Genomic DNA, 15,463 nt, shown 5'->3' on the forward strand with positions numbered 1-15,463 from the left:
GCTGAAACTCCTTTGTTCCTCAAGCCTGTTGGCCCGGCCGGGGCCGGGTTTCCGGTTGGATGTCAGGTGCCGGTTGTTACGTTCCGGGGATCTGGAAATTGAACACGCTGGTGTCAAAGCGGTTGTAGGCCTCATAGTCGACGAGGTCGTAGAGCCGGGCACGGGTCAGCATGCTTGGAACCTGTGCCTCCTGGGTGCCGTCGGATTTGATCGATTCCAGAGTACGCTCAGCAGCGCCCATGGCACTACGGAGCAGCGTGACCGGATAAATCACCATGTTCACGCCCACACCGGCCAGCTCATCCACCGTGAAGAGGTCGCTCTTGCCGAACTCGGTCATGTTGGCCAGGATCGGCACGTCCACCGCGTCCCGGATGGCCCGGAACTCGCTGAGGTCCCGCATTGCTTCGGGGAAGATCGCGTCCGCGCCCGCTTCAACGAGGGCCTTGGCGCGCTGCTGCGCGGCTTCCAGTCCGTCGGTGGCGCGGATGTCGGTCCGGGCCATGATCAGGAAGTTCGGGTCCCGGCGTGCGTCCGCGGCGGCGCGGATGCGTTTGGTTGCGGTGTCCAGGTCCACCACGTTCTTGCCGTCCAGGTGGCCGCAGCGCTTGGGGTTGAACTGGTCCTCGATATGGCAGCCGGCAAGGCCCGCGTTCTCCAGTTCCTGCACGGTGCGGGCCACGTTCATGGGTTCGCCGAATCCTGTGTCCGCGTCAACGATCGAGGGCAGGTCCGTCATGCGGGCAATCTGCCCGGCCCGGGTGGCCACCTCGGTGAGGGTGGTCAGGCCGATGTCCGGCAGGCCCAGGTCATTGGCGAGGACGGCGCCGGAAATGTACACCCCGGCGAAGCCCTTCTCCTCGATCAGCCGTGCCGAGAGCGGGTTGAACGCGCCGGGGAACTGTGCAATGGTCCCGGATGCGAGCAGCTCGCGGAACCGGATCCGCTTCTGCTCCGGCGTCGTCTTTGAGTACAGCATCTAGAACAGTCCCTTCGGCGCCGCCGCAAGGTCAATGACGCCGGGGGCGGCGGTGATGTTCAGCTGGTCCAGTTCCCCCGCGGCGAGGTGGGGGAGGCGTTCGACGGCGGCGAGGAACCGTTCGATTTCGGTCTCCTCCACCAGGCCCGCGGCCAGGGTCCGGAACTTGTTGATGTACTGTTCGCGGGCGAACGGGCGGGCGCCGAGCGGGTGGGCGTCGGCGACGGCGATTTCGTCAGTGATGACGGTGCCGTCCTTGAGCGTGATCTCCACCGAGCCGCCGAAGGCCTTTTCGGCGATGTCCAGGGAGTGGTAGCGGCGGGTCCATTCCGGATCTTCCACCGTGGTTACCTTGTGCCAGAGTTCCACGGTGTCCGGGCGAGTGGCGCGCTGCGGGGCGTAGGAGTCCACGTGGTGCCAGGCCCCGTCCTGGAGGGCGACGGTGAAGATGTACGGGATGGAGTGGTCCAGGGTTTCCCGGGACGCGGTGGGGCTGTATTTTTGGGGATCGTTGGCGCCGGAGCCGATCACGTAGTGCGTGTGGTGGCTGGTTTTGATCAGCACGGACTCGACACTGGCCGGGTCCGTGACCTCGGGGTGTCCGCGGTGCAGCTTGCGCGCAAGGTCGATCCAGGCCTGCGCCTGGTATTCGGCGGAGTGTTCCTTGGTGTACGTGTCCAGGATGGCGCGCTTGGCTTCCCCGGGAGTGGGAAGCGGAACCATGTAGGACGCGTCCGGGCCATCGAGCAGCCAGGCGATGACGCCGTCTTCGCCTTCGTAGATCGGCACGGGGGAGGTCTGGCCGCGCATGGCCCGGTCCGCGGATTCGATGGCCATCTTCCCGGCGAACGCCGGGGCATGGGCCTTCCAGGTTGAGATCTCGCCCTTGCGGGACTGGCGGGTGGCGGTGGTGGTGTGCAGCGCCTGGCCGACGGACTGGAAGATGGTTTCGACGTCGAGCCCCAGCAGGGTGCCGATCCCGGCGGCCGCGGAGGGGCCAAGGTGCGCGACGTGGTCGATCTTGTGTTTGTGCAGGCAGATGGCCTTCACCAGGTTGACCTGGATCTCGTACCCGGTGGCGATGCCGCGGATCAGGTCGTGGCCGCTGCAGCCAACATGCTGGGCGACGGCGAGGATCGGCGGAATGTTGTCACCGGGGTGGGAGTAGTCGGCAGCGAGGAAGGTGTCGTGGTAGTCCAGTTCCCGGACGGCCACACCGTTGGCCCAGGCAGCCCATTCCGGGGCCACGCGTTCCTCGATGCCGAACACCTTGGAACCTTTGCCTCCTGTGCTGGGACCGTGGGTCAGCGCCTGTGCACGGGCTGCCACGATGGGAGCCCGGTTCAGCGAAGCGATGGCCACGGAGGCGTTGTCTATGACCCGGTTAATCACCATGTCGGTCACTTCGTCAGTCACTGCCACGGGGTCCGCCGCGACCTGCGCGATCTTGTATGCGAGCTGGTCCTCACGGGCGAGGTTTTCTTCACTCCGGTAAACGCGGACGTGGTGTTCCTTAACCATGGTGCTCCTTTTGATGGGATGTGTGGGTTGCTTTGACGTGGGAGAGGCTGCGGTGCAGGTGGACAATGGTGGCCGCCTCGGCGAGCCTGGGATTGCCTGCCGCGATGGCCTCCGCGATGGCGGCATGCTCTGCGGCTGCGGCGGTGAGGCGGCGGGCGTCGTCTGCCGCAAGCCGGCGGATCCGCACCAGATGCACACGCAGGCTCCGCATGGCCTGGGCCAGGTAGGAGTTGGAGATGGCGGCGTCAATGGCTGTATCCAGCCGGCCCACCAGTTCGTAGTATTCGTGCAGGGCGGGATGGTCGCCACTGATCAACTGTGGAGCCCCGAGCAGTTCGCGCTGAAGGCGCTCGAATGTCCCGGCGTCCCCGCGGCGCGCGGCCAGGGCGGCAGCCCTGCCTTCGAGGGTTTCGCGGAGCTCGAACAGTTCGTCTATGTCTTCAAGGGAGATGTCGCTGACCACTACGCCGCGTCCGCCCGCCGTCGTCAGGCCTTCCGCCGTAAGGCGGCCCAGGGCTTCCCGCAGCGGCGTGCGCGAGACGCCCAGGCGCTCGGACTGTTCCACCTCGGCAAGGACCGTACCGGGCGCCAGGCGCCATTCGATGATGTCGTCGCGCAGGGCGGCATATGCCTTGTCACTGGCGCGCATCCCCGTCTCCTTCTTCGGTTGATTGCATCAGTGTATACACACCCCCTGCTTATTTGAGAAGAAGTTTGTGAAGAGGCGGTTCTAGGAGCTGTTTGTATACATAGCGGCGCCGACGCCTGCTGAGGGCATGGCCGGGACACCCAACCCCGAACGCCTCAGCGTGCGTTCCAGCGGTATTCGTTCTCCGGCCTGCCCGGGGTGCCGTACCGGGAGGTCCGGGATACCGTGCCGGCGTCGGCGAGATATTCAAGGTAGCGCCGCGCCGTCACCCGGGACATACCCAGGGCATCCATGACTTCCGTGGCGGACACGGCTTCCGGCTGCCCGCGGAGGAACTCCTGGACCGAGCCGAGCGTCGAGCTGGAAAGGCCCTTGGGGAGCGGGAGCTCGGACGGTGCCCGGAGGCTCGCAAACGCCTGGTCCACCTCGCTTTGCGAGGCACCCCCCTTGCCGTGGCCACCGCTGGAACCGGTCAGTTGCTGGCGGAACTGGCGGTAGTTCTCCAGCTTGTCCGAGAACGTGGCGAAGGTGAAGGGCTTGATCAGGTACTGGACCACCCCGATTGCCACGGCGCTGCGGACAATGGCAAGTTCGCGCACAGCGGTGATGGCGATAATGTCCGCGAGGATCCCCGCCGAACGCATCCGCCGCGCGATGTCCAGGCCGTGCAGGTCGGGCAGGTTCATGTCCAGCAGGACCAGTTCCACAGGCTTTCCCGCAGCAACGAATTCGTTCATTAGCCGCAGGGCTGACTGGCCGTCGGGGGCTGTCCCCGCGAGCTCGAATCCTTCCAGCCTCCCCACGTAGGCGGCGTGGGCCGCCGAAGCGATGGCCTCGTCTTCGACGACAAGGACCCGGATGTTGCTCACCGTCTGTGCTCCTTCTCCACGGTCACCGCTGCGGGCAGGAATACTTCGAACTTGGCGCCGCGCCGGCCGTTGATGGCCAGCGTACCGCCCAAACGCTGCACAGCCTGCCGGACCAGCGCAAGGCCGATGCCCCGGCCCCCGGCCCCGGCCGGCTTCGTGCTGAATCCGTGCCGGAAGATCTTTTCTGCATCGGCGGGGTCAATGGGAGTCCCGGAATCGTTGACGGCGATGTCCAGGCCTTCCTCATCGGCCTCCAGCGCCAGTACCACACTCCTGGGAGGCGGTGCATCGGCGGCGGCGTCGATCGCGTTGTCCAGCAGGTTGCCCAGGATGGTCACCAGGTCCTGGACGGCCAGCCCGGGTGCCGTGCCGGAGCCCAGGGTGGAGACTTCCAGCTGGACGCCGCGTTCGTGGGCCTCGGCCACCTTCCCCATGACCAGTGCACCCACCACCGGTTCATCGATTGAACCCACCATTTCATCGGTCAGCTGCTGGCTCAGGGCCAGGTCCTGGGTGGCAAAGTCCAGGGCTTCCCCGGTCCGGCCCAGTTCCAGGAGCGAAACCAAGGTGTGCAGCCGGTTGGCGTGTTCATGGGTCTGGGCGCGCAGCGCGTCGGACAGGGTCCGCATGGTCTGCAGTTCATTGCCCAGCGCTTCGATTTCTGTCCGGTCCCGGAGCGTGGCCACCGTGCCGTATACGGGGACCCTCCCTCGCGTCCCGTGGGACTCGGGACCCCGGGCCGGCCCCTGATTGACCACCAGCACGCGGGAATCGGTCAGGACCATCTCGTCCTTGGTGGTCCGCCCGGACTGGAACAGGCTGCGCAGTTCATCGTCCAGGGGAAGGTCTGCCAGCGAAGGGGGCCGGGTGGGATCGTTGCTGCCGGTGTCCGCCAGGCCCAGCAGTTCGGCGGCCTGGTCGTTGTACATCACAACCCGCTTGCGCGCATCGATGAGGATCAGCCCTTCGCGGACGGAGTGCAGCACCGATTCGTAGTAGGCGAACAGCTGCGCCAGCTGCTCGGGACCCCAGCCCCTGGTGACCCGGCGCAGGTACCTGCCCAGCAGCCATGACGCCAGGGAACCTCCCACCAGGAGGGCAATTCCTACGGCCAGCAGGACGGGAAGGCGTCCGGCGAAGGCGATGTCGACGCTGCGGACGGTAACGCCCACCGCCACAAGCGCCCTGACAGTCCCCGCGGAATCCTTGACCGGAACAATGGTCCGCACCGACGGGCCCAACGTGCCTGCCGTGACTTCGGTGAATGTCTGGCCCCGGAGGGCGGCGTCAATGGATCCGATGTACGGCCGGCCCAGTTCCTCATCCCTTGGGTGGGTCCAGCGGGTACGGTCCGGAGCCATGATGGTGACGAAGTCGACGTGGGCCGCGACGGTTACATCCTTGGCATATGGCTGCAGGAGGGCGGACGGGTCCGGCGTGGCAGCGGCCTGGAGCACCAAAGGATTGGCGGCGATGGACGCTGCCACCCCTTCCATCCGGCGGCCGGCTTCGTCATACGTCCGGTCCCGCGCGTCCACGTAGGCAGCCGTCCCCACGATGGCGATAAAGGACACGACGATCAGCAGGTTTGCCAGGAAGAGCCGGCGGGCAATACTCCAGCGGTGGATCATGCCTGCCTCCCTTTGAGCCTGAGCGTGCCGCGACCAATATGAACGCAACCGTGAGCTGGATCACGGGGTGCCCAATGATGGATATCACATTGGACGGACGTGTTGAGCCCAGAGACTGCGCCGCAGCGTCTATCAGAATATCCACAAGGAGACACATCATGGCTTCTCAACGAGGAGAGTCGCTCGAGACCGCGACCCCGCGGCGCAAGGGACTGGACAAGTCCCACTATCTCTACATTGCCGTTATCGCCGCCGTCGTCCTCGGCGCGGTGGTGGGCCTGCTGTTCCCGGAGGTGGGCAAGTCCCTCAAGCCCCTCGGTGACGGCTTCGTCAAGCTCATCAAGATGATGATCGCGCCGGTCATCTTCTGCACCATCGTCCTGGGCATCGGCTCCATCGCCAAGGCAGCCACCGTCGGCAAGGTCGGCGGCCTGGCCCTGGGCTACTTCATCATCATGTCGACCTTCGCCCTGGCCATCGGCCTGGTGGTGGGCAACATCATCCACCCCGGCGAAGGCCTGAAGCTCACCCCCTACGACCCCAACAAGAAGGCGGCCACTGACAGCACCGTCGACTTCCTGCTGGGCATCATCCCCAGCGATGTCCCCGTCCTGCCCACCCTGCTGGCAGCCATCCTGGTTGGCTTTGCGCTGCAGAAGATGGGCACCCAGGGCGCTCCGATCCTCAAGGCCATCGGCTACGGCCAGGCACTCGTGTTCCGCATCCTCATCATGATCATGTGGCTCGCTCCGGTGGGTGCGTTCGGCGCCATCGCCGCCGTCGTGGGCGCAACCGGCGTCCAGGCCATCGTCAGCATGTTCACCCTGATGATCGCCTTCTACATCACCTGCGCGCTGTTTATCGTTGTCATCCTGGGCGGCCTGCTCCAGGTGGTGGCCGGCGTCAACATCTTCAAACTGATGAAGTACCTGGCCCGTGAGTACCTCATCATCTTCTCCACGTCGTCCTCCGAAGCCGCACTGCCGCGGTTGATCGCCAAGATGGAACACCTCGGTGTCTCCAAGCCGGTCGTCGGCGTCACCGTTCCCACGGGCTACTCCTTCAACCTGGACGGTACGGCCATCTACCTGACCATGGCCTCCCTCTTCGTGGCCAACGCCATGGGAACCCCGCTGGACCTCGGCGCCCAGATCTCCCTGCTGGTGTTCATGATCATCGCCTCCAAGGGCGCCGCCGGTGTCACCGGCGCCGGCCTGGCCACCCTTGCAGCAGGCCTGCAGGCGCACCGTCCCGAACTGCTGGGCGGCGTGGGCATCATCGTCGGCATCGACCGCTTCATGTCCGAGGCCCGCGCACTGACCAACTTCACCGGCAACGCCGTTGCCACGGTCCTGGTGGGCACCTGGGTCAAGGAGATCGACGGCGGCCAGGTCACCCGGGTGCTGTCCGGCGAAGAACCTTTCGACGAGGCGACCATGATGGTCCACCACCACGGCGAGATGGCCCCGAAGGAAGAGGGCGCACGCGAGGCCGCCAAGGCCTAGCCGCGACCTGCGCACCCCGCGAGACCGCCCCCGCAGCCATGCTGCGGGGGCGGTTTCGCGTTCCCCGGCACCTCAACCTTCGACCTCAGCTAGAGGGTCAAGGCTCAACATCCGCGGAAAGTCAAGTTCCGTCGAATACCGTGTCGGGCGCTGTAACCTAGGGAGCAGAACGAAGGGCGCTGGTGAGCCAGCGGCAGGAAATCACCGTCATCGAAAGTGTGGACAGATACGTGAGCAGCGAACAGGGTTCAGCAACTCTGGAGGGCACGGAATTCGACCTGGAAAACGCGGTGATGGGGCCCACGGGGCGCCCATACCGGGAGTTCCCGGAACCCGCGCCGCTGTCCTCCCACGGTCCGGCCCGCGTGATCGCCATGGTCAACCAGAAGGGCGGCGTGGGGAAGACCACCTCCACCATTAACCTTGCCGCGGCGCTCGCCGAGTACGGCCGCCGTGTCCTGCTGGTGGACTTCGACCCCCAGGGTGCGCTCTCTGCCGGCCTGGGCGTCAACCCGCACGAGCTGGACCTCACGGTGTACAACGTCCTGATGGACCGCAAGGTGGATATCCGCGACGCCATCCATCAGACCGGCGTCGAGAACGTCGACCTGCTGCCGGCCAACATCGACCTCTCCGCAGCGGAAGTCCAGCTGGTCAACGAGGTGGCGCGGGAGCAGGTCCTGGACCGTGCGCTGAAGAAGGTCGAAGACGATTACGACGTCGTCCTCATCGATTGCCAGCCCTCTCTGGGTCTTCTGACCGTTAACGCCCTCACGGCAGCCCACGGCGTCATTATTCCGCTCATTTGCGAGTTCTTCGCCCTTCGCGCCGTGGCGCTGCTGGTCGAAACCATCGATAAGGTCCAGGACCGGCTGAACCCGCGGCTGCAGGTGGACGGGGTCCTGGCCACCATGTACGACGCACGGACACTGCACAGCCGCGAGGTAATCACCCGGCTGGTGGAGGCGTTCGGTGACAAGGTCTTCGAAACCGTCATCAAGCGCTCCATCAAGTTCGCAGACGCCACCGTGGCTGCGGAGCCCATCACCAGCTACGCGGGAAACCACGTGGGCGCCGATGCCTACCGCCGGCTGGCCAAGGAGCTGATCTCCCGCGGCGGCGCACCCTAACCACATCGTGGCCGAATCCAAACCCGGCTTCGAGGTGCGGCTGGCCAACTTCACGGGTCCGTTCGATCTCCTGCTGGGACTGATCGCCAAACACCAGCTGGACATCACCGAAGTGGCCATCGCCACCGTCACCGACGAGTTCATCAAGTACATCCGGAAACTGCAGCAGCTCGGCGAAGAATGGGCCCTGGACGAGGCGAGCGAGTTCCTGGTGATTGCCGCCACGCTGCTTGACCTCAAGGCAGCGCGGCTCCTTCCCGCCGGTGAAGTTGAGGACGACGAGGACATCGCCCTGCTGGAGGCGCGGGACCTGCTCTTTGCCCGCTTGCTGCAATACAAGGCCTTCAAGCAGGTGGCAGGCATCCTGGGCGAAACCCTGCACCGGGAAGGCCGGCGCTTTCCACGCCAGGTGGCCCTGGAAGAGCACTTCGCGGCGATGCTCCCCGAACTGGTCTGGAAACACACGCCCCGGCAATTCGCGGCGCTGGCCGAGGCCGCTCTCCGGCCAAAAGAGCCGGCCCAGCAGCCGCAAGTGGCACTCGGCCACCTGCATGGCAGCAACGTCAGCGTCAAGGAACAGGCCCGGATGCTGGGGCTTCGCCTTCAGCAGGAGTCGCCACAGACTTTCCGTTCCCTGATCGCCGATGCCGATTCCACCCTGGTGGTGGTGGCCCGGTTCCTGGCGCTGCTGGAACTTTTCCGGGACCGGGCGGTCTCGTTCGACCAGCTGTCCCCGCTGGCAGAGCTTGCCATCCACTGGACTGCCGAAGGCAGCGGCTGGTCGGCAGAAAACCTGAGCGAAGAGTACGAGGAGCAACCGTGAACCCCACACCGCAGGACTTGACGCCAGCGGAGGACAGGGCGCCCCAGCAGGACCTGGACTACGGCCCGGACTTCGACGACCTCCCCGGGGGTGCCAAGGCGGCCCTCGAAGCGGTCCTCATGGTCCTGGACGAACCCGCCACGGAGGAGGAGCTGGCCGCCGGGGTGGGCCTGACGGTCAACGCGGTCCGTTCCCTCCTGGCAGAACTGCAGCGTGAGTATAACGGCTATACTGTTAAAGCCCCGGAGATGGAGGATGCCAGCCACGCTGGCATCGGTTCCAGCCCCCGGGGTTTTGAATTGCGGAACATCGCCGGTGGCTGGCGGATCTACTCGCGCACGGAGTTTGCCGACATCGTTGGCAAGTATGTGCTTGAGGGGCAGACCGCCAGGCTTACCCAGGCGGCGCTGGAAACACTGGCAGTCATCGCGTACCGCCAGCCCGTCTCCAGGGCCAGGGTGTCTGCAATTCGCGGTGTCAATGTTGATTCCGTCGTACGGACGCTTGCCCAGCGCGGGCTCATCGAGGACGCGGGAACGGATCCCGAGTCCGGCGCAATCCTCTACCGGACCACGTCCTATTTCCTCGAACGGATGGGAATCAGTTCAGTGGGGGAGCTGCCCCAGCTGTCGCCGCACCTTCCGGGGCTCGACGGGATCGCAGAGTTCTACGACGCCGGGACGATGTAGGCAGAGGCCCTGCCGGCACCGTTCCATCAGCAGGTTTTATTTATTTGGTTTTTATCAGGGCAGACGAAGTCTGCACGGCTGGCTAGGGTTGTCCTTGGACATCTCTGCCGGCCAAAACACATTGAAGGACGGGTCATGACACAGGCGGGACGCCAGGGTTCACCACGTAACGGTTCGGGACGCGGCGGCAACGAACGCAACAACTCCCAGCAGCGCAGCACACAGGGCGGCGGCTTCAGCGGAGGCTCCCGCGGTGGGACGGGCAAGCGGGCCGCAGGTTTCGGCGGGGACCGGCCGCACCGCGCCCCCAAGCCGCGCGAGGAACGCTTTATCGACCCCGATCTCGCCGGGGACCAGCAGGGACGTGCACCCGAAGGTGCCCGCGGCGCCAAGCCGTCGTCGCGCAAGCCCGCTGCCCGGAAGCCCGGCGCGAAGAAGGCCCCCGGCACTCCCGGGGCCCCCAAGCAGAAGCCGCGGACCGGCGCCCCCGGGGCAGCCGCCTCACGCGCCTTCGGCAGCGAACGCTTCGGCCAGAACCTCGGGCCGATCCGCAAGCCGTCGCGCAAGAAGGGCCCGCGCGGTGAAGTTCCACAGTCCGAACTCCACGACGCCGACGGCGTGCGCCTCCAGAAAGTGATGGCGTCCGCGGGCGTCGCGTCCCGGCGCGTCTGCGAAGAAATGATCGCGGAGGGCCGCGTTGAGGTGGACGGCCAGGTGGTCACGGAACTCGGCATGCGGGTGGACCCCAAGACCGCCGTGATCCATGTTGACGGCCTGCGGATCCAGCTGGACGAGAACCTGGTCTACATGGTGTTCAACAAGCCCAAGGGCGTGGTGTCCACCATGGAGGATCCCGAGGGCCGGCCCTGCATCAGCGACTTCCTGAAGAGCAACAAGAACACCGGCGAACGGCTCTTCCACGTGGGGAGGCTCGACGTCGCCACGGAAGGCCTGCTGCTGCTGACCAACGACGGCGAACTCGCCAACAGGCTGACCCACCCGTCCTACGAGGTTCCCAAGACCTACCTGGTGCAGGTGCGCGGGCCGTTCCCGCAGGGTGTCGGCGCCCAGTTGAAGTCCGGCGTGGAACTGGAGGACGGCTTCGCGAACGTTGACTCGTTCCGCCTGGTGGACTCCACCCCGGGCCACGTGCTGATTGAGGTTGTGCTCCACTCGGGCAAGAACCGCATTGTCCGCCGCCTCTTCGATGCCGTCGGCTTCCCGGTCCAGCGGCTGGTCCGCGTCAAGGTCGGCCCCATCGGCCTCGGCGACCAGCGCCAGGGCAGCATCCGCAACCTGGGCAAGCAGGAAGTCGGCCACTTGCTGGCATCCGTAGGACTCTGACGCATGTCCGCGTTCAGAAGCCAGGGCCCTGGCCACCTGGATGGCCCGGTGGTGGTGATTGGTACCGGACTGCTGGGCACCAGCATCGGGCTGGGCCTGCGGGGGCGCGGCGTACCGGTGTTCCTTTCCGACCCGTCGCCCACCAACCAGGCGGTGGCGGTGGACATTGGTGCCGGACGCCCCTTATCTGAGCTGGGCAGCGGCAAGCCCCAACTCGTGGTGGTTGCTGCGCCGCCGGACGTTACGGCCGACGTCGTGTGCCGGGCGCTGGCTGACTACCCCGACGCGGTCGTGGTCGACATAGCCAGCGTCAAGGCCGCCATCCTGGCCCGGCTGCGCAGCCTCGGTGCCGACCTCACGCGCTACGTGGGCACCCACCCCATGGCCGGGCGGGAAAAATCGGGTCCGGTCGCCGCGCGCGGCGAGCTTTTCACCTCGATGCCATGGGTGCTCTGCCCGTCGGAGGAAACCTCCGGCGCCGCCCTTCAGGTGGCACGGTCGCTCGCCTCGGACCTGGGGGCAGTCGTCTCGCAGTTCACCCCGGACGAACACGATGAGGCGGTCGCCCTGGTGTCGCACCTTCCCCAGGTCATGTCGTCCCTGCTGGCCAGCCGCCTCCAGGGAACTCCACTGCATGCCCTGTCGCTGGCCGGCAACGGCCTGCGCGACGTCACCAGGATCGCCGCGAGCGACCCCACCCTGTGGGTGCAGATCCTGGGCGGGAATGCGGCCAAGGTCGTCGGGATCCTCTACGGCGTCCGGGAGGACCTGAACCGCCTCATCGGGACCCTGGAACAGCCCTCGGCGCCGGGAGCCCGGCTGGACCTGGCACAGCTAATCAGTGAGGGCAACGCGGGGCAGGCCCGGATTCCCGGCAAGCACGGCGGGCCGCCGCAGGCATACTCCTGGCTCACCGTCCTGGTGGATGACAAGCCCGGCCAGATCGCGCAGCTGCTCACCGAAATCGGCGAAATCGGCGTGAATGTCGAAGACCTTCGGCTTGACCATTCCTCCGGACAGAACGTTGGCATGGTGGAATTGTCTGTGTTGCCGAACAAGCACGACCACCTGATCGAAGCTCTCAACGACCGCGGATGGCGGGTACTTCAGTAATGACACAGGAACTCCTCGAAACCATGCGCGCGCTGCGCATCGGCCGGCCGCTGGTGGTCGCCATCGACGGACCGTCAGGCTCCGGCAAATCGAGCGTGAGCAAGGAGGTCGCCCGCAGGCTGCGGCTGGCCTACCTGGACACCGGAGCGATGTACCGTGCCCTCACCTGGCACTGCGTATCCCAGGGAATCGACCTTGACGACGGCGCGGCCGTGGAGCAGGCCGCCCGGGATTTTGTGCTGGAACTGAGCACCAGCCCGCAGGAGGAATACGTCCGGGTGGGCGGCGTCGACGTCACGGACGCCATCCGTGAGCCGGCAATCTCTTCCGCGGTCAGTGCCGTGGCCACCACCCTCGGTGCCCGTACGGAGCTGATCCGCCGGCAGCGGGACCTCATCGAAAAGCACCACCGCCGCATGGTGGTGGAAGGCAGGGACATCACCACCGTCGTCGCACCCGGAGCCGAGGTGCGCATGCTCCTCACCGCAAGCGAGGAAGCCCGCCTTCGCCGTCGCGGCATCCAACTGGGCGGGACGCAGAACGCCGAGCAGCTGGCAGCGCAGGTGACCCACCGGGATGCCAAGGACTCAACCGTCGTGAACTTCACCCAGGCCGCTTCCGGCGTGGTAACGCTGGACTCCTCGGACCTGGACTTCGAGCAGACCGTCAACGCCGCCCTCGTGATCGTCACCAAGGTCCTCAACCGTGACTGACGCCCAGGCGAGCCTGCCGTCCGGCCTGACCATGGCATGGAGCAGGCCGGTGGGCTGGATCCTGGACCACCTGGTGTACCGCACCACCGTCACGGGCAGGAACAACGTCCCTACCGGCGGGCCGGTAATTTTCGCCGCCAACCACATCAGCTTCCTCGATGGGCCGGTCATGTTCGGCGCCTCGCCGCGGCCCATGCACATCCTGGTGAAACAGGAAATGTTCAAGGGTTTCCTTGGCCGGGTGCTTACCGCCTCCGGGCAGCTGCCGGTGGACCGGCAAGGGGACCGGGCTGCGCTGCAGCGCTGCAAGGACGTGCTCGACGCCGGGCGCTGCGTTGGGATTCTTCCGGAAGGGACGCGGGGGAGCGGGGCAGCGGCGGACATCAACGGCGGCGTGGCCTGGCTGGCGCTGAACTCCGGAGCGCCGGTTGTTCCGGTCGCCATCCTGGGCACGCGGCAGGGCGATGAGCACCTGGACTTCGTTCCGCGGCCGGGGCGGCGCTTCCACGTCAGCTTCGGGTCAGCCCTTACCCTGGCCCGCCGGGCCGGTGAAAGCGGGCGTGCTTCAATGGACAGGGCGGCGCAGGACATCCGTGCAGCGCTGGCAGGGCACGTCCAGGACACCATCCAACTCAGCGGGCAGCCCCTGCCCTTCGCTGACCACAACGACCTGACAGCAGTAGCCGGGGACGCCGGCAGATGACCACTAAGGACAGTGCAATGAGCGACACCACCCAGACTTCCGGGCCCTCCGGCGCCGAGGACGAATACACGCCCACCGGGACCGACCAGGTTGCCGAACGCCTGGCAGCAATTGACGACGACGAAGCGGAGATGCGTGCCGCCTCCCTCCGGGCCGGCCTCGAGGACTACGACCTTGACGAGGACGACGCCGCCCTGCTGAGCGGGGAATACGGCGACGAGGACTTTGACGGTCCGGTCAAGCTCGACCCCGTCCTGGCCATCATCGGCCGTCCCAACGTGGGGAAATCCACGCTGGTCAACCGCATCCTGGGCCGGCGCGAAGCAGTGGTGGAGGACACCCCCGGCGTCACCCGCGACCGCGTCATGTATTCAGCCAACTGGAACGGCCGCAACTTCACCCTGGTGGACACCGGCGGCTGGGAACACGACGCCCGCGGCATCCACGCCCGGGTGGCCGAACAGGCCGAGATGGCCGTGGAACTCGCAGACGCCGTGCTTTTCGTGGTGGACTCCGCCGTTGGCGCCACTGCCACGGATGAAGGCGTCATGAAGATGCTGCGCCGCAGCAAGAAGCCGGTCATCATGGTGGCCAACAAGGTGGACGACTTTGCCCAGGAAGCGGACAGCGCCGCGCTGTGGGGCCTCGGTTTCGGTGAACCGTACCCGGTCTCGGCACTGCACGGCCGCGGTGTGGCCGACCTCCTGGACCACGTCATGGACGTGCTTCCGGAGTACTCCACCATTGAGGGAACGGACCGCTCCGGCGGCCCGCGCCGCATTGCCCTCATCGGCCGGCCCAATGTGGGCAAGTCCTCGCTGCTGAACAAGCTCGCAGGATCCGAACGCGTGGTGGTGGACAACACCGCCGGAACCACCCGCGACCCCGTGGACGAATTCATCGAACTCGGCGGCCGGACCTGGCGCTTCGTGGACACTGCCGGCATCCGCCGCCGCCAGCACATGGCCCAGGGCGCCGACTACTACGCCTCACTCAGGACGCAGGCTGCGCTCGAAAAGGCGGAGGTCGCCGTCGTGCTGCTCGCCGTGGACGAGGTCCTCAGTGAACAGGACGTCCGTATCCTGCAGCTGGCCATCGAGTCCGGCCGCGCGCTGGTCCTGGCCTTCAACAAGTGGGACCTGCTGGACGACGAACGGCGCCGCTACCTGGAGCGCGAAATCGAGCAGGACCTGGCCCACGTCGAATGGGCGCCGCGGGTCAACATTTCGGCAAAGACCGGCTGGCACAAGGACCGCCTGGTCCCGGCCCTGGACCTTGCCCTGGAGAACTGGGACAAACGCATTGCCACCGGCCGCCTCAACGCCTTCCTGGGCGAGCTCGTGGCCGCGCACCCCCACCCGGTCCGCGGCGGCAAGCAGCCGCGCATCCTCTTCGGCACGCAGGCCTCCAGCCGGCCGCCCAAGTTCGTGCTGTTCACCACCGGCTTCCTGGACCCTGGGTACCGCCGGTTCATCACCCGCCGCCTGCGCGAGACCTTTGGATTCGAAGGCACGCCGATCGAGGTCAGCATGCGCGTCCGGGAAAAGCGTGGCCGGAAGCGTTAATTGCGACACACCTCGGAGCTGATCACCGGAAAGTGTCACTGGCACCCCTCCGGATCGTGTAAGCTCTTCTAGGTGGTTCGGCCGGACTGCTGATGAAAATCCTTGGATTTGAGTTCAGCGGAGAACGGCGGAACCAGCGGGCTGTAGCGCAGCTTGGTAGCGCACTTGACTGGGGGTCAAGGGGTCGCAGGTTCAAATCCTGTCAGCCCGACCAGAAAGCGGAAAGCGC

General features: G+C 66.2%; 13 protein-coding genes, 1 tRNA gene and 1 pseudogene. 10 read left to right on the forward strand and 5 right to left on the reverse strand.

Annotated features, from left to right (window positions below; all coding sequences use genetic code 11):
- Positions 1 to 76: 76 nt before the first annotated feature.
- The 5 genes from prpB to Q9R31_RS13555 all read right to left on the reverse strand — a co-directional run bounded on the left by prpB (position 77) and on the right by Q9R31_RS13555 (position 5,649).
- Complete coding sequence (gene prpB, locus Q9R31_RS13535; protein ID WP_311263253.1) at positions 77 to 979, reverse strand: methylisocitrate lyase; 903 nt, start codon at positions 977 to 979, stop codon at positions 77 to 79.
- Positions 980 to 2,500: an MmgE/PrpD family protein gene (locus tag Q9R31_RS13540; RefSeq protein ID WP_311263254.1), complete on the reverse strand. Its 1,521-nt coding sequence runs from the start codon at positions 2,498 to 2,500 to the stop codon at positions 980 to 982. It abuts the gene before it with no gap.
- Positions 2,493 to 3,149, reverse strand: coding sequence for a GntR family transcriptional regulator (locus Q9R31_RS13545; protein WP_311263255.1), 657 nt, complete (start codon positions 3,147 to 3,149; stop codon positions 2,493 to 2,495). Before Q9R31_RS13545 ends, Q9R31_RS13540 begins: the two co-directional genes overlap by 8 nt.
- Positions 3,150 to 3,304: 155 nt before the next feature.
- Entirely contained in the window at positions 3,305 to 4,018 is a 714-nt protein-coding gene (locus tag Q9R31_RS13550) for a response regulator (RefSeq protein ID WP_311263256.1), read from the reverse strand.
- Positions 4,015 to 5,649, reverse strand: coding sequence for a sensor histidine kinase (locus Q9R31_RS13555; RefSeq protein ID WP_311263257.1), 1,635 nt, complete (start codon positions 5,647 to 5,649; stop codon positions 4,015 to 4,017). The genes Q9R31_RS13550 and Q9R31_RS13555 overlap by 4 nt, the downstream gene beginning before the upstream one ends.
- 158 nt (positions 5,650 to 5,807) lie before the next feature.
- Here Q9R31_RS13555 and Q9R31_RS13560 point away from each other — a divergent pair, with 158 nt between their 5' ends.
- The 10 genes and pseudogenes from Q9R31_RS13560 (at position 5,808) to Q9R31_RS13605 (ending at position 15,448) form a co-directional block, all read left to right on the forward strand.
- Positions 5,808 to 7,154, forward strand: a complete 1,347-nt coding sequence (locus Q9R31_RS13560) for a cation:dicarboxylate symporter family transporter (RefSeq protein WP_311263258.1) — start codon at positions 5,808 to 5,810, stop codon at positions 7,152 to 7,154.
- Between the two features lie 230 nt (positions 7,155 to 7,384).
- On the forward strand, positions 7,385 to 8,284 hold the full coding sequence (locus Q9R31_RS13565) for a ParA family protein (RefSeq protein WP_079597205.1): 900 nt from the start codon (positions 7,385 to 7,387) through the stop codon (positions 8,282 to 8,284).
- A gap of 7 nt (positions 8,285 to 8,291) precedes the next feature.
- Positions 8,292 to 9,107: a ScpA family protein gene (locus Q9R31_RS13570; RefSeq protein ID WP_311263259.1), complete on the forward strand. Its 816-nt coding sequence runs from the start codon at positions 8,292 to 8,294 to the stop codon at positions 9,105 to 9,107.
- A 119-nt stretch (positions 9,108 to 9,226) separates the two neighbouring features.
- Positions 9,227 to 9,796 carry an SMC-Scp complex subunit ScpB gene (locus Q9R31_RS13575; protein ID WP_311263410.1) on the forward strand — a complete coding sequence of 190 codons (570 nt, stop codon included), beginning with the start codon at positions 9,227 to 9,229 and terminating at the stop codon, positions 9,794 to 9,796.
- Between the two features lie 135 nt (positions 9,797 to 9,931).
- Positions 9,932 to 11,140: a pseudouridine synthase gene (locus Q9R31_RS13580; protein ID WP_311263260.1), complete on the forward strand. Its 1,209-nt coding sequence runs from the start codon at positions 9,932 to 9,934 to the stop codon at positions 11,138 to 11,140.
- Positions 11,141 to 11,143: 3 nt separating this feature from the next.
- Positions 11,144 to 12,253 (forward strand): prephenate dehydrogenase, encoded by a 1,110-nt coding sequence (locus Q9R31_RS13585; protein WP_311263261.1) that lies wholly within the window; start codon positions 11,144 to 11,146, stop codon positions 12,251 to 12,253.
- A complete protein-coding gene (gene cmk / locus Q9R31_RS13590) occupies positions 12,253 to 12,966 on the forward strand; it encodes a (d)CMP kinase (protein WP_311263262.1) in 714 nt (237 codons plus the stop codon). Before Q9R31_RS13585 ends, cmk begins: the two co-directional genes overlap by 1 nt.
- A 31-nt stretch (positions 12,967 to 12,997) precedes the next feature.
- Positions 12,998 to 13,676, forward strand: a pseudogene (locus Q9R31_RS13595) (lysophospholipid acyltransferase family protein).
- A gap of 10 nt (positions 13,677 to 13,686) precedes the next feature.
- Positions 13,687 to 15,234 (forward strand): ribosome biogenesis GTPase Der, encoded by a 1,548-nt coding sequence (gene der, locus Q9R31_RS13600; RefSeq protein WP_311263263.1) that lies wholly within the window; start codon positions 13,687 to 13,689, stop codon positions 15,232 to 15,234.
- A 137-nt stretch (positions 15,235 to 15,371) separates the two neighbouring features.
- Positions 15,372 to 15,448 (forward strand) — tRNA-Pro (locus tag Q9R31_RS13605).
- The last annotated feature ends 15 nt before the right edge of the window (positions 15,449 to 15,463 follow it).

Source organism: Pseudarthrobacter sp. BRE9, assembly GCF_031844305.1.
Classification (GTDB): Bacteria; Actinomycetota; Actinomycetes; order Actinomycetales; family Micrococcaceae; genus Arthrobacter.